The sequence below is a fragment of the Pseudomonas sp. GL-RE-29 genome (assembly GCF_019947275.1).
Lineage (GTDB): Bacteria > Pseudomonadota > Gammaproteobacteria > Pseudomonadales > Pseudomonadaceae > Aquipseudomonas > Aquipseudomonas fluorescens_A.
The window spans coordinates 106,003-129,434 of sequence record NZ_JAGYGD010000022.1 but is presented as its reverse complement, the minus strand read 5'-3'; the positions used below and the strand labels follow the sequence as shown (position 1 = coordinate 129,434).

Here is a 23,432-nt window from a genome sequence, read left to right as displayed (position 1 = left end):
CCCGCTGGGGCGCGAAGCGGCCCAAAAAAAGGGGACTGCTTCGCAGTCAGCGGGAGCAAGCTCCCTCGCCACAAAGAAATTATGCGCGGCGCAACACGGTGGTCCAACGCTCAGAAAGAATCACCCCACCCAACGTCAGTAGCCCGCCCACCAAGTGGTACAACGCCAACTGCTCATGCAGCACCACCGCCGCAATCAGCGCGGTAATCAATGGCAGCAAATTGAAAAACAGAGTGGTCCGGCTCGGCCCCAGACGCACGACGGCCTGCATCCACGCCAACGGCGCGACCATCGAGGCCAGCAAACAGGCATACAGCACCAGCGGAATATTCTGCAGCGTAAGGCCGGTTTTCTGCGAAGCGAGGAACAGCGGAAACAAAACCACCACGGCCACCAGCACCTGCAAATACAGCAACACCAGCGGCGGCAAACGCAGCTGCCATTTTTTCAGCAGGGTGCTGTAGATCGCGTAGGCCAGGGTGGCGATCAGCATCATCGCGTCGCCCAGGTTCACCCCGTGCTCGAGCAACACGCCAAGGCTGCCGGACGAAACCACCACCAGTACCCCGGCGAACGACAGCACCGCACCGGCCAGGGCACCCATGGTCAGGCGTTGACCGAGGCTGATGATCGCCATGGCCAGCGACATCAAGGGCATCAGCGACAGGATGATGCCCATGTTGGTGGCCGAGGTCAGGCTAGCGGCGAAATACGCCAGGCTCTGATAGACCGCCATGCCCAGCACGCCGAGAACGAAAATTTTAGCCAGATTCGGGCGGATCAGCGGCCAATGGGCGATCACCGGTTTGAGCATGAAGGGCGTGAACAGCAATCCGGCGAGCAGCCAGCGGTAGAAGCCAATCTCGGCGGGGAAGATCGCCCCGGCCGACATTTTGGTGATCACGGTGTTACCGGCCCATATGAAAATGGCCAGCAGGGGATACGCGTATTGCATCAGAGGAAAAACCAGAACGTTAATGAAGGGCAATTATCCTCTGTCCGGATACACGCCTATACTTCGATCCAGACAACCCACCCTTGATTCCGGACAGCATGACCAGTAAACACATCGACCTGCTGGATTTCAGCGAACTGCCGGCCCCGGTGTACTTCCGCTATGCCGACTTCGACACGCACGAATACGCTTCGGCGCACCGGCACCCCTGGGGCACGCTGGAATATTCGGCCAACGGTGTGTTGCACATGGAAATCGGCAGCCGCCGTTTCATGTCGCCGCCGCAATATGCGGTGTGGGTGCCGCCCGAGACCGAGCACAGCTTCTACAGCAACCAGCCGATCAACTACCGTGCGGTCTGCCTTGCGCCGGCGCTTTGCCGTGACTTGCCGCAGCAGGCCTGCACCCTGGCCATCAGCGACATCCTCAAGGCGATCCTCAAGGACTTCGCCACCCGCGACGTGAAGATTCCCGAGCAGGATGCGGACAAGCGTCTGGCCCAGGTATTGGTGGATCAACTGCAACAGGCGCCGGTGCAGGAGTGCTATTTGCCCTACGCCAGCAGCCCGGGACTACTCGGCATACTGGTAGCCCTGCAAGCCGAGCCTGGGGATAACCGGCCGCTGGCGGATTGGGCGGCGCACATTCATGTCAGCGAACGTACCCTGGCGCGACAGTTTGTCCGCGAACTGGGCATGAGTTTCGGCGAGTGGCGCCAGCGCCTGCGATTTCTCGCCGCCATCGAAGCGCTAGACAGTCACCGCAGTATTCAGGAAGTCGCCTTCGATATGGGCTATAGCACCGGTTCGGCGTTTATCGCGATGTTCCAGCGTCAGGCCGGGTGTACGCCTGACTATTACCGGCGCAATAAGATGTTTTAACAAACCCGAAAAGATATTTCGTACAACATTATGAGAAACGAACTTCAAGAGAACAGAGTTGGCACTCTGTAGGCTTCGATGCTCTTTATCCAAGTCTGCAGGTAATAATGATGAACGATTTATTGTTGAAGTCTGTTGGTATTTCGGACTCTTCCGATATTGAACACGAAGACAGTATTCACTCCGATTTTATAAGAAGCGCTATTCCCGACTGGCTGGTTAACACCTCTGTTAAGCGGATGGGGGATTTGCGCAACGCCCCTAAAGTCATTCCAGATTGGAGCAAAACGGCATCCCACACCGAGCATGTGGCTGCCAAACACGCCACGCGAGCCAGTTGGCAGGCGCAGAGCGAGGTCGATCAATTGCTCGGAAAGCTGCAGGATGTCGAGTCGTTCGCCCGGCCGTTGCTGGCTCAAGCGCTCAAGGAGCAATACAACGTCGTCGTAGATGTTGGTGAAACTTTTCTACGCTTGTACTCCCCGGCTAAAACATCGAACTGGTCATTGAATGTCACAGGCGGTGTTAGTTCCAGAACTGTGTCATTGCTTTCAGCGGCACTGCATAATTTTGCCGAGGGTGAAGTCTTTACCGCTGACTCCGCTTTTATCAGTAAGCCAGACATGAGCAATCGGGTTGAAATAAAAAAGTTGGGTATAACGGTCGATCAGTTCAAGGCGCTGTGCCGAACACTGGATATCGGTTCCCGGTACAAAGAATATCTGGAAAGTTATCTGATTCCCGACGATGCCATGGGTAGGGCTGAGTTGCAGCACCGCATCGTCGCCAGTCATAGAAGTGCCATGAAGGCGGCAGCACATTTGGCGTTGTTGAAGAAAGACATCGGCGCAGCGGCGTACCAGACGGTATTGAACATGGTGCTGGGCAAAAAGGGCCTGGTATTCGATGGCGGTCCCGTACGCTACTACCACTTGAGTATGCTCGACACCTGCTTGACCGGCATTGTGCTCATCGCCGCCGATCTCGACACACCCGGTGCCAGCGTCCGGCGCGTCATTGCCTATATACCGCACGATCCTGAGCACCCGCTGAAAGAATACGCCTCGACGGTCGAATTCGCGCTTGAGCTGACTCGCCAGCTACGGGGCAGCGGTCCGGCGTCCACTTCCTCGGGGTCGAGCTACCAGGCGTTTTTCAGTCGATTCGTGGAGCATGGGCAACGTGGACATTTCTTCGCCGCGCTCAATGCAAAACTCTGGGAAATCACCTATCAAGGCGTACAGCCCGGCTCCAATTTGCCCGCCTGGCGCGAAACCCAGGTGGAGCGCCCTCTTCTGCGGTTCGCCTCCGAGTCCTTTGAAAGCGACAGCGCCAGCCGCTATAAAGGCGATCCGTGGGTTTATCTCTTTGAGAGACAGGTGGACAAGGTCCTTGCCGACGGGCGCGCGCTGGCCGTGACCACCGCCGACGCGGACAGCGCCGCACGTTGGGCGTGGATTGAAAACCTGGAAAAAATGCTCTCCGACATCATGAACGTTGCGTTGTTCGTCGTGACCCCGTTTGTCCCGGTGCTCGGGGAAGCCATGATGGCGTATATGGTTTATCAGCTGGTCGAAGGGGTGGTGGAAGGCGTCGTCGAGCTTGCCGAGGGCGATTACTTAGCGGCAGCGGAGCATCTGGTCGGCGTTGCTGAAAACCTCATTCAATTGGGCGCCTTTGTCGCTGGCGGGTTAATCGCTACTCGAGTGGTGAAACCCAGGTTGTCTTCATTCCTTGAAGGCGCCCGTCAGGTCACGCTGAAAAACGGTGAGCAGCGGCTATGGGGGCAAAATCTGCAACCCTATCTGCAACAGAACCTGCGTCTGGCAGCGGACTCCAACCCCGATGTTTACGGGTTGCACCAACACCAGGGCAGGCAGATTTTGCCGTTGGACGCTGGCCATTTCGAACTCAAGGCCGATTCGCAAGCCGGCAAGTATCGCGTCGAGCATCCGACCCGACCCGAGGCCTACCAGCCGGTGGCACAGAGTAACGGTAGCGGCGCTTTTGTAATCGAGGGCGAGAAACCTCATACCTGGGATGCCGAAACGCTGATCAAGCGACTCGGTCCCTCGGTGAAAGGATTGACGGACCGGCTCGGCGACATTCGCACCGTCAGTCGCGCCGACCTTGGAGCGCTTGTGCGCATGTACGCCGATAACGAGCGGGCGATCCCTTTACTCAGCGATACGGTGGCACGGTTCCGGATCGACCGGGATATTCACACGTTCATCCGCGATATCGGCAGCTCCCATGCACAGGATTACCTGCAGGCCGACCCGCTATGGCAGTTTCAGCTGCTGGATGGTTTGTGGCCCGGCCGGGCGATCGTACTCAAGGGGGCTGATGGGCGAGTGCTGTACTCCATCGGGGCCGGAACCGAACCTGTGCCGGTGTATTTGGACCGACTGGCGAATACCGACCTGATCGACACCTTGCTGTCGAATCTCGATGACGCCGAGACCCGCCAACTGCTGGGTGATCAAGCCCATGCGCCGCTCGGCAGCCGCCAGCAGAATGCCGAACGTTTGAGGGGGCAGCTCGCGCAACGGGCAGGTCAACGCAAGGCTTCGTTGTTCTTCTCTCGCTACCGAGGTATCGAGCGAGCCGTCGGTGCCGAGGCGAGATTCATCCAGGACGAGATATCAGGATTGCCCGGTGTCGTCGCAGAAGAACTGGTCGCGCTAGCGCGCCCGGAGGATTTGCAGGCGCTCAAGCTGCGCAGGCTTCCCGCACGACTTGAACAACTCGCGAATTGGGCGCTCAGGGACGTGCGGATCAGCCGGGCGTATGAGGGCTTTTATCTGGAGTCGGTCGACAATCCGGACTTCGACGCCTTGGCGTTGCATTCGCTGGAAAACCTGCCGGGCTGGAACACCGATGTCAGGATCGAACTGCGTCACTACAGCGTCGACGGTCGACAACTGGACAGCATCGGCCGTGATGACGCCGCGATTCGACGTACGCTTGTTTTGAGCGGTAGCGGGGTCTTCCAGGCCCATGACGTACAAGGCAATGCCCTGCATTCAAGCAATGATTTGTTTACCTCGATCTTGCAGGCATTGCCCGATGCCGTGCGTGATGCGTTGCAGATTCATATCGGCCAGGGTCCGGTGCTGAAAGCGGCGCTGCGCGACCATGCCCTGAAGCCCTACAGGCTGTTAAGCGTCCTTTCCGGTTTGCCCGAGCTGAAAAGTCCGACATTCGATCCGGCGGTGATGCGCCTGCGTGGGGGCGCTCCCACCTTGACGGGGGAGGTTGCACGTCTGCAAGTCGTCGAGCAGGACTTTGGGGAGTTCGTTGAACAAGGGTTCCATCCGAGCATCCCGTCGTTTCAACGATACAACTACGTGCGCGGCCTGGAGCTGATGTCCGAGAGCTTGCCTGACGATTGCTTTAACGCCCTCTGGGAGGGAGTTTCCAAAGCGAACGGGGAAGGCTACGAGGCCAATCTGCGAGCGGTGCAAAGCATTGAGGTGTTGCCTGACCTGAAAAAGCTGATGACGCCTGAGCAGTTCGATGCATTGATCGAGCGGCTGTTCACCGAGGACGGTTTGGTGGTACTGACCGAGTCCGAACGTAATCTGGGCGCCCAGGCGCGCGATCTCGAGCAAACCGGGCGCCTCGATGAATATCAGACGCTGCAACAGGCAATCAGGGAAAACATTGCGCCGACCAGCGAGCCATGGGTGGCATTGCAGCAGTATGCAGGTGAGCTTGAATCGGACCTGTCGGAGGCTGCGCAGCCGGTCGAAGTAACACCGCAGGTCATGGCCAACTTGCGTCAGGCACAACGTGCCATCTATCGGGCAAAGGAACTGTTGCCGTTATCGGGCAACCAGTTGCCGAGCATTTGGGAAAACGGCGGTTCGGCTATCGCGAAAATAAAGGGGTTGCGAGGACTGGATCTTCAGGAGGGTGACTTCACCGCGCGGATGACCATTGCCGAACATGCGCGCAAGGCCATCGACATCAAGGGCGGAAACTGTTCGGAAAACTCGAAGGTGACGTTCGCGCTGTTGGCCAGCCAACCGAGAACCTCGCGAATTCACCTCGTCAGAGCCACCGCGTTCGACCATCAGTACGTGGTGATTGGCGATGACTTGGGCAATCTCCAGCAACTGGTGGTTGCCGATTCGTGGCCGGAATTTCCTGTCGCCCACACGGCCGACAATGGTTATTTCGAGTTTGAACTGCCAGCGCTGGCAACCCTGGAGCCAGGCCCCGCCAGTGCGGACTTTGCCTATATCAACGAATTGCCGACGGGCCGGCCGGCGCTGCCAGAGGTTTCCCGGGACAACACCGTCAGGCAGATAACCATAAACAAACTGTACAGGTCGGGGGCTTATGCTCAGTTCACGTCATTAAAGACGTTGGGAACGCAACACAGTTTGCCGGGGGAAGTCGGGGTGTCGTTCGAGCGATTACCCGATTCCGTGATCGAAAAGCGCCTGTCAGCCTGGCGAGGCTATCAACAGGCATTCAAGAGCCTGTTGGACGAGTAGTCCGCTACCGGATCACCGGCCGAATGAACGTTTCTGGCTGGAGGAAGGTGTAACAAGGCTTGGCTACACTCTGGGTGGATGCCGCATCTTTCGATGCGGCGACAAGGAGAAAACTCCGTGAAGATAATGCGTGTCCCTTTTTTGATGATCGGGTTGCTGCTCTGCTCCCAGGGTTTCGCCACCACCGAGCAACAGGACAAGATGACCACCTGCAACGCCGACGCCAGCGCCAAAAGCCTCAAGGGCGATGAGCGCAAACTCTTCATGAGCAATTGCCTTAAAGCAACGCCGCCGGCGACCGATGTCCCTGCGACCTTGACGCCGCAGCAGGAAAAAATGAAAACCTGTAACGCCGACGCAACGACCAAAGCCCTCAAGGGTGATGAGCGCAAGGTGTTCATGAGTGATTGCCTGAAGAAGAAATGAGTCATGGGTGGCGGCGAGATTGTAGCGGTAACTGTTCTGGCCTCATCGCGGGCAAGCCCGCTCCCACAGTTTCTCTGTCGAACTCGACTTCCATGACCGACCGGAAACTTGTGGGAGCGGGCTTGCCCGCGATAGGGCCGGTACGGGCACTGCAAAAAAAAGCCTGAGCCCCCGACCAAGGTCGACCCACACAATCCCTAGTGCTGTCACCCGAACGCTGGCAGACTGCCAATCCTTTTACGCCGTTCGTTTTGAGGCTGTATGCCAACGTTTTCGCAGCGTCATGTTTTGCTGGTCATCAGCTGGGTCATCATCTTTGGCGGACTTTTACTGGTCCTTCCGTTGCGCTTGCTGCCGAGCCTGCTCGCCGGGTTGCTGGTGTTCGAACTGGTCAACATGCTCACCCCGCAACTTCAGCGGCTGATCGAAGGTCGGCGTGCGCGCTGGCTGGCGGTGGCGTTGCTGGGGACGCTGATTGTCAGCGTACTGTCGCTGATCTTCGCCGGTGCCATCAGCTTCCTGCTGCACGAGGCGGAAAACCCCGGCGCTTCCCTCGACAAGTTCATGGGCGTAGTCGACCGCGCACGCGGGCAACTGCCGCCGTTCATCGACGCCTATCTGCCGGCCAGTGCCGCCGAGTTTCGCGTGGCGATTGGCGAATGGGTCAGCAAACACCTCAGCGACTTGCAACTGGTGGGCAAGGACGCGGCACACATGTTCGTGACGCTGCTGATCGGTATGGTGCTCGGCGCGATCATCGCCTTGCAGCGCATCCCCGACCTGACCAAACGCAAACCATTGGCGGCCGCGCTGTTTGATCGTCTGCACCTGCTGGTCCAGGCGTTTCGCAACATCGTGTTCGCGCAGATCAAGATTTCCCTGCTCAACACCTTCTTCACCGGGATTTTCCTGGCGGTGATTCTGCCGATGTTCGGCATCAAATTGCCGCTGACCAAAACCCTGATCGTGCTGACCTTCCTGCTCGGCCTGCTACCGGTGATCGGCAACCTGATGTCGAACACCCTCATCACCATCGTCGGCCTGTCGCTGTCGATCTGGGTGGCCATGGCGGCGCTGGGTTACCTGATTTTTATCCACAAGCTCGAATACTTCCTCAACGCGCGCATTGTCGGCGGGCAGATCAGTGCCAAGTCGTGGGAGTTGCTGCTGGCGATGCTGGTGTTCGAGGCCGCGTTCGGCCTGCCGGGGGTGGTGGCGGGGCCGATTTATTACGCGTATTTGAAGAGCGAGTTGAAGCAGGTGGGGATGGTTTGATCTGCTGTTGATCTGATTGTGGCGAGGGAGCTTGCTCCCGCTGGGGGTGCGAAGCGGCCCCAAAAAATGGAACTGCTCCGCAGTTCAGCGGGAGCAAGCTCCCTCGCCACAGAGGATCACATCAGTTCATCGGGCCGTAGCGTTTCGCCGCCTCAATCGCCAAACCACTACCGATGCTGCCAAAGATATTCCCTTCCACATGCCGCGCATTCGGCAGCATCGCCGACACGCTGTTGCGCAGCGCCGGGATCCCGCTCGAACCACCCGTGAAGAACACCGTATCCACCTGATCGACCCGCACATCGGCGTCTGCCAGCAGTTGGGTCACGCTGTTGCGCACCCGCTCCAGCAGGTTGTCGATGGCCGACTCAAACAGCGCACGGCTCAGTTCCACGCTCAGACCGGCTTCGATGCGATCCAGCGGCACGTGACGGCTGTCGGCGTGGGTCAGCTGGATCTTGGTTTCTTCCACTTCCATCGCCAGCCAGTGGCCGGCGCGTTGCTCGATCAACTTGAACAGGCGATCGATGCCGCCGGTGTCTTCGATGTCGTAACGCATGCTGCCCAAGGCCAGGGTCGACTTTTGCGAGTACACCGAGTTGATGGTGTGCCAGGTCGCCAGGTTCATGTGGTGGCTGGTGGGCATGTAAGCGCCGCTCTTCATGCGGCTACCGTAGCCGAACAGCGGCATCAGGCCTTGCAGGCTCAATTGTTTGTCGAAGTCGGTCCCGCCGATGTGCACGCCGCCAGTGGCGAGGATGTCGTCGTGGCGGTTGTCGTGGTTGCGTCGCTCCGGGGACAGGCGCACCAGCGAGAAGTCCGAGGTACCACCGCCGATGTCGACGATCAGCACCAGCTCTTCTTTTTCGATGGTCGACTCGTAGTCGAACGCCGCCGCAATCGGTTCGTACTGGAAGGACACCTCTTTAAAGCCGATGGCGCGAGCTACGTCGACCAAAGTGTTTTCCGCTTCCTGGTCGGCCATTTCGTCGTCATCGACAAAGAACACCGGACGACCCAGCACCACTTCTTCGAATTCCCGACCGGCGGTGGCTTCGGCGCGCTTCTTCAGCTGGCCGATGAACAGCCCGAGCAGGTCCTTGAACGGCATCGCCGTGCCGAGGACGCTGGTGTCGTGCTTGATCAGCTTGGAGCCCAGCAGGCTCTTGAGCGAGCGCATCAACCGGCCTTCGTAGCCTTCCAGGTACTCGTGCAGCGCCAGGCGGCCGTACACCGGGCGGCGCTCTTCCATGTTGAAGAACACCACCGAAGGCAGGGTGATCTTGTCGTCCTCCAGCGCGATCAGCGTTTCCACGCCGGGACGCAGCCAGCCGACGGTGGAGTTGGACGTGCCGAAGTCGATGCCGCAGGCACGGGCTGGAGATGCGTTTTTCATGACTTTCAGGTTCCGGTTAAAAAACGGCCGCGCAGTGTATGTCAGAGCGGCACAGAATCGAAGGCCGACTATCCGCTAAATCTTGCCTTTCGGCGCCTTGAAAGATGCCTCATCACCCCCAAACTACCCTGCATCAACCGGACAGCCGCGGGGCAACCGCAAGAAGCCCCGCCCGCTGCCGATAAACTTCTGATGCGCTGCCCGGTCACAACCCTGAGATCGGTCAAACCCTGTGCTGCAATTAAGTGCATGCTGTGGCAGGTGGCGCGATTTCGATAACGGATGGTGATTCCCGCGATGGACTTCAAAGACTATTACAAGATTCTCGGTGTGGAGCCGACGGCAGACGACAAGGCGATCAAGGCCGCCTATCGCAAGCTTGCGCGCAAATACCACCCCGATGTCAGCAAGGAAAAGGACGCCGAGGCCAAGTTCAAGGATGCCTCGGAAGCCTATGAAGCGCTGAAAAGCGCCGACAAGCGCGCCGAATACGACGAATTGCGCCGTTACGGCCAGCATGGCCAACCGTTCCAGGGACCACCGGGCTGGCAGAGCCGTGGCGGTTTCGGTGGCGGCGGCCAGGATACCGGCGATTTTTCGGACTTCTTCAGTTCGATCTTCGGTAACCGTGGCCCTGGTTTTGGTGGGGGAGAGTCGCGCCGCAGTACTGGGCGCCGAGGGCAAGACGTGGAAATGGAACTGGGGATTTTTCTCGAAGAGACCCTCTCGAACGAGTCGAAGAAGGTCACATTCCAGGTGCCGCAATACAACGCGGCCGGCCAGCACGTCAGCAACACCCCTAAAAGCCTGAACGTGAAGATCCCCGCCGGCGTGACCGACGGCGAGCGCATTCGCCTCAAGGGCCAGGGCGCACCGGGCGTCGGTGGCGGCGCCAATGGCGATCTGTACCTGACCATTCGTTTTGCGCCGCACCCGAAATTCGATGTCGAAGGCGAAAACCTGATCATCACGCTGCCGCTGGCACCGTGGGAGCTGGCGCTGGGCACCGAAGTCGCCGTGCCGACCCTGACCGGCAAGATCAACCTCAAGGTGCCCGCCGGCAGCCAGAACGGCCAGCGCATGCGCGCCAAGGGCCATGGCTTGTTGAACAAGGCCGGTGAACGCGGTTACCTGTTCGTGCAGCTGAAGGCGGTCATGCCGAAAAAGTCGGACGACGACATCAAGGCCTTGTGGCAGGAACTGGCGAAAAAAGCGGCATTCGACCCAAGAGAAAATTTCTGATCGCAGAGACGGAGTAGCCCATCATGAGCAACCCCCTGATCGTTCAACTGGACCTGGCAGAATTCTGTGAGGCGACCGACCTGTCGGACGTCTACGTGATCGAAATCGTCGAACACGGCATCCTCGAACCTCAGGGCAGCGTGCCCAAGGACTGGCGCTTCACCGATTACGAACTGACCCTGGCCAAGCGCGCAGCGAAGTTGCGGCGCGATCTGGAGTTGGAGTGGGAAGGGGTTGCGCTGGCGCTGGACCTGTTGGAAGAGGTCCAGCAGCTTCGCGCCGAGAACCGCATGCTTAAACAGCGTTTGGGACGGTTGGTGGTGGAATAGCACAATCTACCCACACCCTGTAGGAGCTGCCGAAGGCTGCGATCTTTTGATCTTGATTTTCGTGTGCCTGGCATCAAGAGCAGATCAAAAGATCGCAGCCTCGTTTCACTCGACAGCTCCTACAGGGGTCGTAACTGGGGCAAGAACCGCATTGCTCAAGCAACGATCAGCGCGGTTGGTGGTGGAGTAACTTTCCGAAATACAACTCTAAACCTGTGGCGAGGGAGCTTGCTCCCGCTCGGGTGCGAAGCGCTCGCAAGGCCTGCCAGCCCGGTGTGTCTTGAGACATTTGGTTTCAGGTTTTGGGGCTGCTGCGCAGCCCAGCGGGAGCAAGCTCCCTCGCCACAAAAAGCCCTCCAGCCGTCACGGCTTTATAACTTCCTGGGCAAGACCACCGTAAACAGCGTGCCGTGCTCTTCGTTCGAGGTGACTTCAATCGTCCCCTGATGCGCATCCACCACTTCCTTGACGATAAACAACCCCAATCCGAGGCTGGTTGAAGGCTGGCCCAGTTCCTCATCGGCACTGCGCACCAGCGGATCGAAGATCGTGGCGATGGCGTCTTCTGGAATAGGCGCGCCGTAGTTATGCACCGTCAGGCGCACCGCGTCCGGCTCGCCGTTGAGGGTCACTGTCACGTCGCGTTTGTTCGAACCGTGCTGCAAGGCGTTGCCAATCAGGTTTTGCAAAAGTTGAGCGAGTCGACCGGCATCCCACACGCCGCGAGTGTTTCCCAGTATTTCCAGGGTCGGATCGCACGCCGGGTTGCCCGCGCAGGCTTCGGCAATCGCCGCATGGGCGACTTCGGCCAGGTCCGTGGGCTTCGGCTCAATCGGCAGGCTCTTGCCCAGGCGACTGCGCACCAGTTCCAGCAAATCGCCGACCATCACCGCCATATGACGCGTGCCCCGCTGGATGTGGGTCGCACAGGCCAGGGAATCACCCTCCAGCGTGGTTTTACGCAGCAGCAGCTCGATGGACATGCTCACCGCCTGCAACGGCGCGCGCAGGTCGTGGCCGAGGATTGCGAGAAAGATGTCCCGCGAACGATTGACCTGTTCGGCATAAGCCGCCGTGGATTCGGCCAGCGCTTCGTCGATGGCCTCATTGAAACGGATCATGTCCTGGAAATAGGCCATGTCGGGGGATTCAAGGCTGTCGACCCACAGGCGAATCACGCAGGCGCGCAAGTGGCGAAATTCGCTGGTCATCTGCACCAGATCAAATCCCACGGTATGTCGCAGTTCACCGTGGCTGGCGCCGGCCTCGTCCAGGCTCGGGGTTTTTTCCGGGCCTTCGCCCTTGGCCTTGGCGGCCTGTTCACTGGGCGTTTGCGGTTTGGTCATGTCCCGCGAGGCGGCCAGCAGGATCGCCTTCGCGTGGTCGCGCAATGCAGCGCTGTCCATGGATTCGGCGGCCGGGGTAATGGTTTTGGCGAACTGCTCCCACTCATCGACGATGCGATCTACGTTACAGACGATGAATTCGGAAAGACGCATGGTAATTACCTGAGCAGGACGGAGGGAAACGATTCGAATAGTAGCCCCTTTGGCGCAAAAAACACGACCGCTCATGCAGCGGCATAACCGGCGGTGTTTCTGGCGGTACATATCTATTGAAGGCTCCCTGATTTTCGAACTTTACGGGCCTTTTCCGAGCGTTGGGTCAACAGTTATTTGGTCTTTTTTTTCAGGCCCCGGTGCATAAGTCTGTGGGTTCCTATCCTGTCATCAAGGTGATTGAACAGTGTCTGATTTGCATGGAAGCAACGCGCTGGAAACGCCCGCCCAAAGCAACGGCGTTCATTACGATCGTGTACTCGGTGTCATACCCGGCGCGATAAAAAAGGCCTCGGCAGCGAGGTTGCAAACTCTTGAAACACTAAAGCCCAAGGTTCCCGAGTGGTACAGCGCTGCGCGGGAAACGGACCGCCAGTACCTCAAGGAACTGATTGAAGAACAGGGCCGCTTGCAAGGCGTTCTGGACAAGACCCTGGGCGACTTGCAGCACGACATCAACGCCTTCGCCGAACCCCGCCTGAGCACGGCATTGAAAACGAATTTCAATACGGTCGAGACCGTCGACACGTTCAGCGTGCAACTGGCAGTGCCCAGCAACATTGCCTTTGTCATCGATACCGGGGCCAGTCGCGTTCGGCATTCCACGCTACTGGAAGCGGCGCTGCACAATTTCGAAGCGTCAGAAACCGCCGAAGACGCCTGGCGCGATAGCTCCGGCATTTACCGCAAGGACAAGGACGGCGCAGCTGTGTTTGAGCCAGCGATTGCATTGCCGGGTTTCGCGACCTTGTGCCGAAGCCTGGACATCGGCGGGCAATATCAGCGGCATATCAAATCCGTCTTGCTGCCCAGCGCCGTGGAAGCGCAGCAGACGTTGCAGCAAGACTCGGTGGCCAGCGAAAAGGCCACTTTTCAGGTGGCGGCGCTGACTGCCAGATTGAAGGGCGATATCAGCACCTACGCCTACAGCAAACTCGGGCTCCTGCGGGAAAACCGCGAAAACATCTCGTTTCATGACAAGCCTTTGCACAGCCATCGCTTATCCCTGATGGGGTTCAGGCTGACCGGCATCGTGTTGTTCAGTGCAATCGCTGACCCATCGGAATTGAAGAAAACCATCGATGGCTTGACCCCCGACTCGTTGAAGTTCTGGAGTGAATGGTCACAACGTATTCCGATGCTGCCCGGTAAAGAGTACGAACAGTTCAAGTTGCTACAGGCGTTCTTTGCCAATGGCCCGCAGGGCATGACCGATGAGCTGTCGCGCCGGGAGGATGTTTATCAGCAAAGTCGTTTGTCCGGCCCGCTGATCGCCTACATCCCGGATGACCCCGATCACCCCTTGAAGGAATACTCGTCGCTGACCGAGTTCATGAAGACGCTCATCAGCCAGTTGCGCAACACCGAGTACCAGGCCTTCTTCAGCCGGTTCGTCGCGCAGAAGGACAAAGGTTTGTTCTTCACTCGCGTCAACGAACGTTTCACAACCTTTACCTGGCAGCAGCGCGAACCGCTCGACATGGGGCCGTGGTGGCGGGAAACCGCGGTAGAGAACCCCAACGCAGAACCCATCACCAACCGCATCCACGGTGACCTGTGGATAAAGTTGTTTCATGAACGGCGCGACAAGGCCATCGCCGATGCTCGGCTCATCGCCGTACCGACGGACGATGAAGATGCGGCAGCGCGTTTCAAGCGCCTGACCAGTTACCTGTCGATCGGCTGGAACGTGTTCAATTTCGCCGCGATGCTGGTGCCCGGCCTCGGTGAGGCGATGCTGGGGATCATGGTCGCGCAAATGCTCGCCGAGGTGGCAGAAGGCGTCGAAGACTGGAGCAAGGGTGATAAAGAAGAGGCCTCGGGGTATTTCGTAGGTGTATTGATCAACTTTGCGCAGTTGGCGCTGATGAGCGCCGTGCACGTGTTGCCGAGCGCGAGGTTGACGCCGATAAAAGTCTCGCCATTCGTCGAGGGTCTGAAACCAGTGGAGGTACGCGGCAAGGAGCGGTTGTGGAACCCGGATCTGCGTCCCTATGAGCAATCGACGGCTGCGTCGCTGGATGCACCCGTCAACGAAAAGGGCCTCTACCGGCATCAAGACCGGGACGTGCTGCGCCGCGAAGACAAGTGTTACGCCGTCCAGCAGGATCCGAACACCGGGCGGCATGGCCTTCAGCATCCAACCCGTGCCGACGCCTACCAACCGCTGGCGGAGCATAACGGTGCTGGCAGCTGGAAGACCGAACTCGATCAACCCCTTGAATGGGACAGACGCCAAGTGCTCAGGCACCTGGGGGCTTCGGCAGACAGGTTTTCCGATGAAACCCTGGCGCAGGTGTTGACCGTCAGTGGCGTGCACGAAAATGTACTGCGCCGGCTCCACGTCGAGCACGAAACCCCGCCGGCGATGCTGGTCGACACCCTCAAACGCTTCACGGCCTACGCCGATGCCGAGGCCTGCGCCGAACAGATTTTGACGGGTCGAGTCGCAGAGGAATGGGCCGGGTTTGTCCCGCGATTCATGACCGAACTAAGAGGCTGGCCCGAGGGCAAGGCCATCGAAGTGTTCGAGGGGCCGGGGCTGTCCGGTTCGTCGATCAAGGACGGCTATGCCGGTGCGCTACCGGTCGATACCTTGCAGATCACCCGGCAGGATCTGCTTGGTGGTGCGTTGCCTGAACGGGTGGTCGGGTTCCTGGATGAGCCGTCGCTTCGTGAACTGCTCGGGCAGTGGTTCTCCGGAGATCGGCAGCGGCGAGTCGAAGTGCTGCGCGAGCAGTTGGCAGGACAGGCGCGTCAAAACAAACGGCGTCTGTTCGATGGGTTGTATGCACGGCGCGAGCGTTCGTCCGATCCCTCGGTGAGCCTGCTTAAAAGCGACGGCGCAGAGCTATCGACCAGCATGGCCGAAGAGCTGTTGGCTCATGCGCAACCCTCGGATGTACAGCACCTGACCGAGAAAAAACGCGTCCCTTTGAGGCTGGCGGAACAAGCGCGGGAGGCCGAACATCAACTACGACTTTCGCGTGCCTACGAAGGGCTTTACCTCGACGAACTGCACAACCCCGACACGCTGCGACTCGAACTGCATTCACTGGCAAAACTGCCGGGCTGGCCGGCGGACCTGCGCCTGGAAGTTCGTGAGTATTCTTTCGACGGCGCTTTGAGCGACAGCATCGGTCAATCGGACGCAGCGACGCGCAAAGTGCTGATCAGGGGCGAGGACGGTCAATACGAGGCACGGGATGCGCAAGATCAACACCTGCACGGTGCTGACACGCTGTACGCGGCGGTGCTGCACGCATTGCCTGACCCGCAGCGCGTTGCGCTGGGCTTCGAAATTCACGACGCCTCAGGGCTTGAGCAAGCGGTAAAGGCACAGCCGCTGGATCGTCAGTCATTCGAGCCGATTGTGCGTGAAAACCCCGAGCTCAAACCGGCCTACGATCCACAAGTCATGCGGCTTCGTGGCGGTATGCAAGGTTTCGCGCAGCAGGTGACGCCCGGGTCGGATCAGCATTGGCGGCTGCGATCGCTGTATCCGGGCTGCACCGCAGAGCAGGTCGACATGCTAATGACAGAGTTCAGTCGCAACGGGGGTTCGGTGCATCAGAGGGTTGCTGCGCTGGAGGCCGAGTTCAATCAACTCAACCGAACACTGCGAACCTGGTCGACCTCACCGACCACGTCGTTCCGGTTTACCCCGGCGGGCATGTCGGAGTGGCAAGCGCGCGATCTTTTCTGCAAAGCGATCCGGCAGTGTTGGCAACGAACCGGGCCCGAAGGCGTTGCCGTTGCAGGTGTGGTCCGGCCTCAAGCGTTAATGCTCGATAACTTTTCCAATCTGCGCCTGCTACTGGAAACGCTGCCAACACTGGAAGCCAACTTCGACCATGTCACCCAGTTAAGCCTGCGCAATGGCGCACTGCGCGACACGCACATGCCTTTCCTGGATTCGTTCCGCAAGGTGCGCTATCTCAACTTGCAAGAAAACCTGCTGACCGCCGTCCCGCCGGTGATCAGCGACATGAACCATCTCACCGACCTGTTTCTCAATGACAACCGTATAGAGCTGGATGTGTTGGCGGTCGACCGATTGAAGAATCTGACAATGCTCAGGTCCCTGGGGCTACGCGGCAATCCGTTGAAACTCACCCCCAACATCAGCCGCATGCCATGGTTGCAGGTGCTGTTGCTGAACGAAACGGGCCTGGAAGGCTGGCCTGTCGGACTGTTCTCCCAATCGCGACCGCGCAGTATTTATATCGATCTGCGCCACAACCCTATCAGCCAGATACCGGAAGTCGCGCCTGGCTCGTTTCGCGCGGAGTTGCTGGCGCGTACCGTCATCAGTCGGGAACCGCGCTGGATCTCGCCGGACAACCTCAACACCCTGAAGATGTACACCGAATCCCTCGGCATGGACCCCGAACGCCCGTACCCGCCCCGGGGCACAATGGACAGTGCCGATTGGTCGGCAGGCATGACGGAGCGGCAATGGCACGACAGGCAGGAAGCCTGGAACGCGGTCGAGGATGAGTTCGACTCGCTGCCGTTTTTCAATGAAATCCGCAGGCTCACCGAATCCGCCGACTTCACGGTGGGCCGGATCTATCAGGCGAGCCTGACGGCCAAGGTCTGGCGCATGATCGAAGCCATGGCCGAGAACAGTGAGCTGCGCCTCAAGCTGTTCAACGAAGCCGCGACCCCCACCGAATGCGTGGATGGCGGTACACAACTGTTCAATGCCATGGGCATGCAAGTGCTGATTCATGAGGCGTACGCACTGGGCAACTCAGACCTCATCGAGGCCCGATTGCTGGAGTTGGCCCAGGGCAAATCGCGGCTCGATGAGCTCGGTGCGATCGCCCGTCAGCGGGTGGCGGCGCGGTTGGCGGCGGGCGAAAGCTTCCGTCGGGTCGATAGGCTGGGCAATGTCACCGGCACCATCGATGAAGTGGAAGTTCACCTGGCCTACATGACCGATCTGGCGCAGCGTCTCGATCTGCCGTGGCAGGCGCGGGGCATGCAGTTTCGCAAGATCGCCGGGGTCAGCAAGGAAATGATCGAAGCGGCGTTCCTGCGGATTGTGGCGTTGGAGGAAGGCGACTTGCTCACGGATCGCATCGTCGAACAGCCCGCGTGGAAAGCCTGGCTCGAGTCTTCGTACGGTGAAGAACTGAGTGATCTGAAGCGACAGATCGACGCCACCACGGATTTGCAGGATGTGCTGCAACGTCGGGCCGAGGCCGTCGAACCGGCCGCCAAGGCTGCTTTGGAGGTGGAGGTCAAAGCGCTTTGTCGTGAATTGGGCCGAGAGGAAAGCGCTTTCGCTGAAGGGCAAGTCATGAGTGACGAGGACTACACCCACGCATTGACTGGCATCGACGAGCAAATCCGGGAAAAGCTGAAATCGATTACTCAACAAGCGATGGTGCGCACGCGCTTGCAGCGTGCCAGGGTGACCCCAGCTCAATAATTACGGCCAGGATCAAAGCCTCGAATTCTGTGTTCGAGGCTTTGTGAGGCAACGTATGGCGTGTGGTGAGTGGTCGTTGTGGCGAGGGCGCTTGCTCCCGCCGGGGTGCGTAGCAACCCTGAAATCTGCCACCGGGTTCGTCAGGGATGCCGCAACTACCGGGTTTACGGCTGCTACGCAGCCGAGCGGGAGCAAGCTCCCTCGCCACAGGGGGGCGGTTGAAACCCCCTTCGTGACTGGACTCATGCACGGTGTGGCGGGCCAACATTATCCAGCACCCGGTTTACCGCCAGCTCACTGAGCATGATCACCTGCTGCAGTGCCAGCATGGCGTTGCGACTCGCGCCTTCGAGCATCCCGGCAAACTCACTCGCCATCACGCTTGCCGAGGCCAATGATTCACAGGCATGGGCCAATAGCGTTTCGTTGTCGATGTCAGGTGCAACCACAAAAATGGTGCTGGGCGTATGTGCAGTGGCCAACTCTGGCGTGGTGGGATTCAGGTAAAAGTCCAGGGCGCGGTCGACAGCGGGGTGCAGTTTTTTTGAAGCCGTGGAGAGGTAGGCGTTGGTGCTTTCTGCTTCTGATCCCGCGGGTGAGTCGGTGACGTTGGGCATGGTGAGTCTCCGTGGTAGGTCTGGAGCTGCAACGCTACTCGCCTCACTTCCGACGGCCAACCTTAAAAAGACGTCGGATGCTTCCTCGATTTTTCGAGGTTTTTCATCGTATCTAAACGTTTCATTGCGCAGGTTAAACGGCATGCGAAAGGGCTTGTTTAAAACCGCCCGGGGTTACTTCCCGAGAGCTACAAAACCTTGTGCCATTGCCTACAGTTGCGCCAGAATCCGCCGGCTTGTGCGCCTCGCGGCCACTCGGTAACTTGATTCGCGTCACTGATTGTCAGTGATCGGGTTTAGTAGCCCGTGGTGTTATCAGCAAGGTGCAGAAGCTCTCTCAGTCAGGTATCCCATCCCTGAACTTGATGGTGGTTGTGCGCAGGGCGCTTCGGCGCGCCGGTAAATGCTGATCTCCCCGGTCTACTAACCTGCGCACAGCCGCCACCCTTCTTTTAGTAGAGAAGTGTTGGCGGCTCCATTCAGGAGTAATCAGCACATGTTCAAGGTCACACCCAATCCGCCGGACAGCGATCCCGCATCGCCTTACGAAAACGCCGATTCAAACAAACTCAACGAGGCCGCCGAACGAGCCCTCAACCATCACTTCCCACCCGCCGAGCGGAAACCACCGAAACGCAAAGGCCAACTCTTCAGCGTCTGCCCCGACGTCAATACGGAAGCGCTGCTGGCCAATGCCTCGGAAGACCTGCTCTCCATCAGCGCCATCGCGGCCGACCTCGCCGACCATGTGCAGGGCTCAAGCCGTTCCGTGGCCCTGGCGCTGAGCCGCATGGCCGATGGCGTGTATTTGTTGGTGGACCAAGCGCTGGATCATCTGGATGAGCCAGACATGGCGGCAGTCGTCGCCAGGCAACAAAGCCGAATGAGCTGATTCACAAAGCAGAAACACCCTGACACCGGGAGGACAGCAACAGCCAGATCAAAAGATCGCAGCCTTAGGCAGCTCCTACATGGGATCTGGTACACCCTGTAGGAGCTGCCGAAGGCTGCGATCCTTTGATCTTGGGCCTTTCAGCATGACGAGCACCTGCGCTTCACCGTCAATACCAGCAACGTATTGGGCAAGCCACCCACACTCAGAACAGGAAATACCGCTGGGCCATCGGCAATACATCCGCCGGCTCGCACCACAACAACACGCCATCAGCCTTGACCTGATAGGTCTGCGGATCGACGTCAATGTTCGGCAGGTAGTCGTTGTGGATCAGATCGGTTTTCTGCACGTCGCGACAGCCTTTGACCACGGCGATTTTTTTCTTCAAGCCCAACGCTTCCGGCAGCCCGGCCTCCTGCGCAGCCTGGCTGATGAAGGTCATGCTGGTGGCGTGCAACGAACCGCCGTAGCTGGCGAACATCGGGCGGTAGTGCACTGGTTGGGGCGTCGGGATCGAGGCGTTGGCGTCGCCCATCAGGCTCGCCGCGATGGCGCCGCCCTTGAGGATCAGCGTCGGTTTGACGCCGAAAAATGCCGGACGCCACAGCACCAGGTCCGCCCATTTACCCACTTCCACCGAGCCCACTTCATGACTGATGCCATGGGTGATCGCCGGGTTGATGGTGTATTTGGCGATGTAGCGTTTGGCGCGGAAGTTGTCGTTGCCTTCGCCGTCCAGCGGCAGCGGGCCGCGTTGTTTTTTCATCTTGTCGGCGGTCTGCCAGGTGCGGGTGATGACTTCGCCGACGCGGCCCATGGCCTGGCTATCGGAGCTGATCATCGAGAACGCACCGAGGTCATGCAGGATGTCTTCGGCGGCAATGGTCTCGCGGCGGATACGGCTCTCGGCGAAGGCTACGTCCTCGGCAATGCTCGGGTCGAGGTGGTGGCAGACCATCAGCATGTCGAGGTGTTCGTCGATGGTGTTGCGGGTGAACGGCCGGGTCGGGTTGGTCGAGCTCGGCAGCACGTTGGCAAAACCGCAGGCCTTGATGATGTCCGGCGCATGACCGCCACCGGCACCTTCGGTGTGGTAGGTGTGGATGGTGCGGTCCTTGAACGCGGCGAGGGTGGTTTCGACAAAACCGGATTCGTTGAGGGTGTCGGTGTGGATCGCCACCTGCACGTCGTACTGATCGGCGACGCTCAGGCAGTTGTCGATGCTCGCCGGCGTGGTGCCCCAGTCTTCGTGCAGCTTGAGGCCGATGGCGCCGGCCTTGACCTGTTCGATCAGCGGTTCGGGCAGGCTGGCGTTGCCTTTGCCGGTGAGACCGATGTTCATCGGGAAGGCATCGGCAGCCTGGAGCATACGGGCCAAATGCCAAGGCCCGGAGGTGCAGGTGGTGGCGTTAGTGCCGGTGGCCGGCCCGGTGCCGCCGCCGATCATGGTGGTGACGCCGCTCATCAGCGCTTCTTCGATCTGCTGCGGGCAGATGAAGTGGATGTGGGTGTCGATGCCGCCGGCGGTGAGGATCATGCCTTCACCGGCGATGACTTCGGTACTGGCGCCGATGGCGATGGTGACGTTCGGTTGCACGTCCGGATTGCCCGCCTTGCCGATGCCGGCGACACGTCCGTCCTTGAGGCCGACGTCCGCTTTGACGATGCCCCAGTGATCGATGATCAATGCGTTGGTGATCACCGTGTCGACCACTTCGGCGGCGAGCAACTGGCTTTGGCCCTGGCCATCGCGGATGACTTTTCCGCCGCCGAACTTCACTTCTTCGCCGTAGGTGGTGAAGTCTTTTTCCACTTCGATCCACAGCTCGGTGTCGGCCAGACGGACCTTGTCACCGACGGTGGGGCCGAACATGTCGGCGTAGGCCTGACGGGAAATTTTCATCTCAATTCCTTGCACAAATTTATTGTGGCGAGGGAGCTTGCTCCCGCTGGGCTGCGCGCAAAACCTGCCAATGATTTCTTTCAGACATACCGCGTTCCCCGGGTGTGCGAGCGCTTCGCACTCGAGCGGGAGCAAGCTCCCTCGCCACAGGGGAGTATTTCAGTCGAGATTGCCCATGATCCGCCCGGCAAACCCGAATACACGGCGATGCCCGGCCAGATCCACCAGCTCAACCTCGCGGCTTTGCCCCGGCTCAAAACGCACCGCAGTGCCCGCAGGAATGTTCAAACGCATGCCACGGCTGGCGGCGCGGTCGAAGGTCAGGGCGTCATTGGTTTCGAAAAAGTGGTAATGCGAGCCGACCTGGATCGGCCGGTCACCGCTGTTGGCTACCTTCAGGCTGAGGGTGCGGCGGCCAACGTTGAGTTCGATGTCGCCGGGCTGGATCTGGTATTCACCGGGAATCATCAATGGGCTCCTTGGAGAACTTTGTAATAGAGGGCGGTTGGCCTGTAGAGGCCGCTCGGGTCGCAGGCGTAGTCGGGGATTTCACCGGCGCGGGTGTAACCCAAGGCCTTGTAGAAATCTTCAGCCGGTGAACCCGCTTCGGTATCGAGGTAGAGCATGCCGCGCTTGTGTTGCAGGGCCGCTTGCTCCAGTGCGCTCATCAGCTGTTGGCCCAAGCCGCGACGACGCGCGTGCTCGCGTACCAGCAGTTTCTGCACTTCGGCGCGGTTCAGGCCGTTGGCTTTCTGGCACAAAGTCAGTTGCACACTGGCCTGCACTTGTTCGTCCTTGACCACCACCCACAGCAGCACGTTGCCCTTGTTCAGGTTTTCCTGAACGTCATCGAAGTAAGCGCGGGCCTGAGTTGCGTCCAGGTCGGCCATGAAACCGACACTGGCGCCATAGCCGACGGCATCGAGCAGCAGGTCAATCAAACCCTGACGGTAGTGCGCAAAGCTTTCAATGTTGACGCGTCGCAGTTGGGCGGGGTTCATGGGGTCACTCCTTGTTGGCGGTCGGAGGTTCGGCGCCAGGATTGAGGGTCAGTTGCATAAAGGTCAGGTCCAGCCAGCGACCGAACTTGGTGCCGACCTGGGGCATCTGCCCGGTGGTCACGAAGCCGATGCGTTCGTGCAGGCGGATCGAGGCGGCGTTACCGCTCTCGATGGCGGCGACCATCACGTGCTTGCCGCAGCCTCTGGCGCGTTCCAGCAGGGCATCCATCAATTGCGGACCGAGACCATTGCCGCGCTGGTCGCTGCGCACGTAAACCGAGTGCTCGACGGTGTGGCGGAAACCGTCGAACGGCCGCCAGTCGCCGAATGAAGCGTAGCCCAGCACCGAGTTGTCGCCGTCGACGATCACCAGAATCGGATAACTCTGGGCTTGCCGGGCGCTGAACCAAGCCTGGCGATTGCCGAGGTCTACGGCCTGTTCGTTCCAGATCGCCGTGGTGTTGAGCACGGCGTCGTTGTAGATGTCGCGGATCGCCGGCAGGTCGGCATGTACGGCATCGCGGATGTGATAAATCATGGCACGGCCTCAGGCGATCGGTTGGTGGACGGTGACCAGTTTGGTGCCGTCGGGGAACGTCGCTTCGACCTGGATCTCCGGGATCATTTCCGGGATGCCGTCCATCACTTGTTCGCGGCAGAGCAGGGTGGTGCCGAAGTGCATCAGCTCGGCCACGGTCTGGCCGTCACGGGCACCTTCGAGTAGCGCCGCGGAAATGTAGGCCATGGCTTCGGGGTAATTGAGTTTCACGCCGCGGGCCAAGCGCCGCTCGGCCACGAGGCCGGCGGTGAAGATCAGCAGCTTGTCTTTTTCGCGTGGGGTCAGGTCCATTGTTGGAATCCATTATCGGCAGTTAAACAAATCTTGAGTCGTGCACCTTGTAGGAGCTGACGAGTGCAACGAGGCTGCGATCTTTTGATTTTGATCTTGATCTTGATCTTTTCCATGCCATTGAAGATCAAGATCAAAAGATCGCAGCCTGCGGCAGC

Annotated in this window: 17 protein-coding genes; 8 read left to right on the top strand and 9 right to left on the bottom strand. The window is 59.4% G+C overall.

Annotated elements, in window-relative coordinates:
• Nucleotides 1–79 precede the first annotated feature (79 nt).
• Nucleotides 80–955, bottom strand: coding sequence for a DMT family transporter (locus KGB21_RS19055; RefSeq protein WP_034149669.1), 876 nt, complete (start codon nucleotides 953–955; stop codon nucleotides 80–82).
• A 98-nt stretch (nucleotides 956–1,053) separates the two neighbouring features.
• On the opposite strand from KGB21_RS19055, the gene KGB21_RS19050 reads away from it, so the two are divergent.
• The 4 genes from KGB21_RS19050 (at nucleotide 1,054) to KGB21_RS19035 (ending at nucleotide 8,042) form a co-directional block, all read left to right on the top strand.
• On the top strand, nucleotides 1,054–1,836 hold the full coding sequence (locus tag KGB21_RS19050; RefSeq protein WP_223506318.1) for an AraC family transcriptional regulator: 783 nt from the start codon (nucleotides 1,054–1,056) through the stop codon (nucleotides 1,834–1,836).
• 110 nt (nucleotides 1,837–1,946) lie between these two features.
• Complete coding sequence (locus KGB21_RS19045) at nucleotides 1,947–6,341, top strand: dermonecrotic toxin domain-containing protein (RefSeq protein ID WP_223506316.1); 4,395 nt, start codon at nucleotides 1,947–1,949, stop codon at nucleotides 6,339–6,341.
• Between the two features lie 117 nt (nucleotides 6,342–6,458).
• Entirely contained in the window at nucleotides 6,459–6,767 is a 309-nt protein-coding gene (locus tag KGB21_RS19040) for a PsiF family protein (RefSeq protein WP_034149672.1), read from the top strand.
• Between the two features lie 261 nt (nucleotides 6,768–7,028).
• Entirely contained in the window at nucleotides 7,029–8,042 is a 1,014-nt protein-coding gene (locus tag KGB21_RS19035; RefSeq protein ID WP_034149673.1) for an AI-2E family transporter, read from the top strand.
• 121 nt (nucleotides 8,043–8,163) lie between these two features.
• On the opposite strand, the gene KGB21_RS19030 is transcribed toward KGB21_RS19035, so the two are convergent.
• The gene (locus KGB21_RS19030; RefSeq protein WP_223506314.1) at nucleotides 8,164–9,438 is read right to left on the bottom strand and encodes an Hsp70 family protein; all 1,275 of its coding nucleotides are present in this window, start codon (nucleotides 9,436–9,438) and stop codon (nucleotides 8,164–8,166) included.
• Between the two features lie 297 nt (nucleotides 9,439–9,735).
• Here KGB21_RS19030 and KGB21_RS19025 point away from each other — a divergent pair, with 297 nt between their 5' ends.
• Complete coding sequence (locus KGB21_RS19025; RefSeq protein ID WP_034149675.1) at nucleotides 9,736–10,680, top strand: DnaJ C-terminal domain-containing protein; 945 nt, start codon at nucleotides 9,736–9,738, stop codon at nucleotides 10,678–10,680.
• A 23-nt stretch (nucleotides 10,681–10,703) separates the two neighbouring features.
• Nucleotides 10,704–11,009, top strand: a complete 306-nt coding sequence (locus KGB21_RS19020; protein WP_034149676.1) for a chaperone modulator CbpM — start codon at nucleotides 10,704–10,706, stop codon at nucleotides 11,007–11,009.
• Nucleotides 11,010–11,380: 371 nt separating this feature from the next.
• On the opposite strand, the gene KGB21_RS19015 is transcribed toward KGB21_RS19020, so the two are convergent.
• The gene (locus KGB21_RS19015; protein WP_034149677.1) at nucleotides 11,381–12,508 is read right to left on the bottom strand and encodes a sensor histidine kinase; all 1,128 of its coding nucleotides are present in this window, start codon (nucleotides 12,506–12,508) and stop codon (nucleotides 11,381–11,383) included.
• Nucleotides 12,509–12,755: 247 nt separating this feature from the next.
• On the opposite strand from KGB21_RS19015, the gene KGB21_RS19010 reads away from it, so the two are divergent.
• Complete coding sequence (locus KGB21_RS19010) at nucleotides 12,756–18,008, top strand: dermonecrotic toxin domain-containing protein (RefSeq protein WP_223506312.1); 5,253 nt, start codon at nucleotides 12,756–12,758, stop codon at nucleotides 18,006–18,008.
• 242 nt (nucleotides 18,009–18,250) lie between these two features.
• Here the strand turns inward: KGB21_RS19010 and KGB21_RS19005 are convergent, their stop codons facing one another.
• The gene (locus KGB21_RS19005; protein WP_034149679.1) at nucleotides 18,251–18,625 is read right to left on the bottom strand and encodes a DUF6124 family protein; all 375 of its coding nucleotides are present in this window, start codon (nucleotides 18,623–18,625) and stop codon (nucleotides 18,251–18,253) included.
• Nucleotides 18,626–19,121: 496 nt separating this feature from the next.
• On the opposite strand from KGB21_RS19005, the gene KGB21_RS19000 reads away from it, so the two are divergent.
• Nucleotides 19,122–19,517 (top strand): DUF6124 family protein, encoded by a 396-nt coding sequence (locus tag KGB21_RS19000; protein WP_034149680.1) that lies wholly within the window; start codon nucleotides 19,122–19,124, stop codon nucleotides 19,515–19,517.
• A 205-nt stretch (nucleotides 19,518–19,722) separates the two neighbouring features.
• On the opposite strand, the gene ureC is transcribed toward KGB21_RS19000, so the two are convergent.
• From ureC to ureA, 5 genes are all read right to left on the bottom strand, one after another.
• The gene (ureC, locus tag KGB21_RS18995) at nucleotides 19,723–21,423 is read right to left on the bottom strand and encodes an urease subunit alpha (RefSeq protein WP_223506310.1); all 1,701 of its coding nucleotides are present in this window, start codon (nucleotides 21,421–21,423) and stop codon (nucleotides 19,723–19,725) included.
• Between the two features lie 159 nt (nucleotides 21,424–21,582).
• A complete protein-coding gene (locus KGB21_RS18990) occupies nucleotides 21,583–21,891 on the bottom strand; it encodes an urease subunit beta (RefSeq protein WP_034149682.1) in 309 nt (102 codons plus the stop codon).
• Nucleotides 21,891–22,424: a GNAT family N-acetyltransferase gene (locus KGB21_RS18985; protein WP_034149683.1), complete on the bottom strand. Its 534-nt coding sequence runs from the start codon at nucleotides 22,422–22,424 to the stop codon at nucleotides 21,891–21,893. Before KGB21_RS18985 ends, KGB21_RS18990 begins: the two co-directional genes overlap by 1 nt.
• 4 nt (nucleotides 22,425–22,428) lie before the next feature.
• Entirely contained in the window at nucleotides 22,429–22,962 is a 534-nt protein-coding gene (locus tag KGB21_RS18980) for a GNAT family N-acetyltransferase (RefSeq protein ID WP_034149684.1), read from the bottom strand.
• A 9-nt stretch (nucleotides 22,963–22,971) separates the two neighbouring features.
• Nucleotides 22,972–23,274, bottom strand: a complete 303-nt coding sequence (gene ureA, locus KGB21_RS18975) for an urease subunit gamma (RefSeq protein ID WP_223506309.1) — start codon at nucleotides 23,272–23,274, stop codon at nucleotides 22,972–22,974.
• Nucleotides 23,275–23,432: the final 158 nt, after the last annotated feature.

Coding starts and splice junctions, on each gene's coding strand:
- KGB21_RS19055 (WP_034149669.1), bottom strand. CDS start 955: ATGCAATACGCGTATCCCCTGCTGGCCATTTTCATATGGGCCGGTAAC.
- KGB21_RS19050 (WP_223506318.1), top strand. CDS start 1,054: ATGACCAGTAAACACATCGACCTGCTGGATTTCAGCGAACTGCCGGCC.
- KGB21_RS19045 (WP_223506316.1), top strand. CDS start 1,947: ATGAACGATTTATTGTTGAAGTCTGTTGGTATTTCGGACTCTTCCGAT.
- KGB21_RS19035 (WP_034149673.1), top strand. CDS start 7,029: ATGCCAACGTTTTCGCAGCGTCATGTTTTGCTGGTCATCAGCTGGGTC.
- KGB21_RS19030 (WP_223506314.1), bottom strand. CDS start 9,438: ATGAAAAACGCATCTCCAGCCCGTGCCTGCGGCATCGACTTCGGCACG.
- KGB21_RS19025 (WP_034149675.1), top strand. CDS start 9,736: ATGGACTTCAAAGACTATTACAAGATTCTCGGTGTGGAGCCGACGGCA.
- KGB21_RS19020 (WP_034149676.1), top strand. CDS start 10,704: ATGAGCAACCCCCTGATCGTTCAACTGGACCTGGCAGAATTCTGTGAG.
- KGB21_RS19015 (WP_034149677.1), bottom strand. CDS start 12,508: ATGCGTCTTTCCGAATTCATCGTCTGTAACGTAGATCGCATCGTCGAT.
- KGB21_RS19005 (WP_034149679.1), bottom strand. CDS start 18,625: ATGCCCAACGTCACCGACTCACCCGCGGGATCAGAAGCAGAAAGCACC.
- KGB21_RS19000 (WP_034149680.1), top strand. CDS start 19,122: ATGTTCAAGGTCACACCCAATCCGCCGGACAGCGATCCCGCATCGCCT.
- ureC (WP_223506310.1), bottom strand. CDS start 21,423: ATGAAAATTTCCCGTCAGGCCTACGCCGACATGTTCGGCCCCACCGTC.
- KGB21_RS18990 (WP_034149682.1), bottom strand. CDS start 21,891: ATGATTCCCGGTGAATACCAGATCCAGCCCGGCGACATCGAACTCAAC.
- KGB21_RS18985 (WP_034149683.1), bottom strand. CDS start 22,424: ATGAACCCCGCCCAACTGCGACGCGTCAACATTGAAAGCTTTGCGCAC.
- KGB21_RS18980 (WP_034149684.1), bottom strand. CDS start 22,962: ATGATTTATCACATCCGCGATGCCGTACATGCCGACCTGCCGGCGATC.
- ureA (WP_223506309.1), bottom strand. CDS start 23,274: ATGGACCTGACCCCACGCGAAAAAGACAAGCTGCTGATCTTCACCGCC.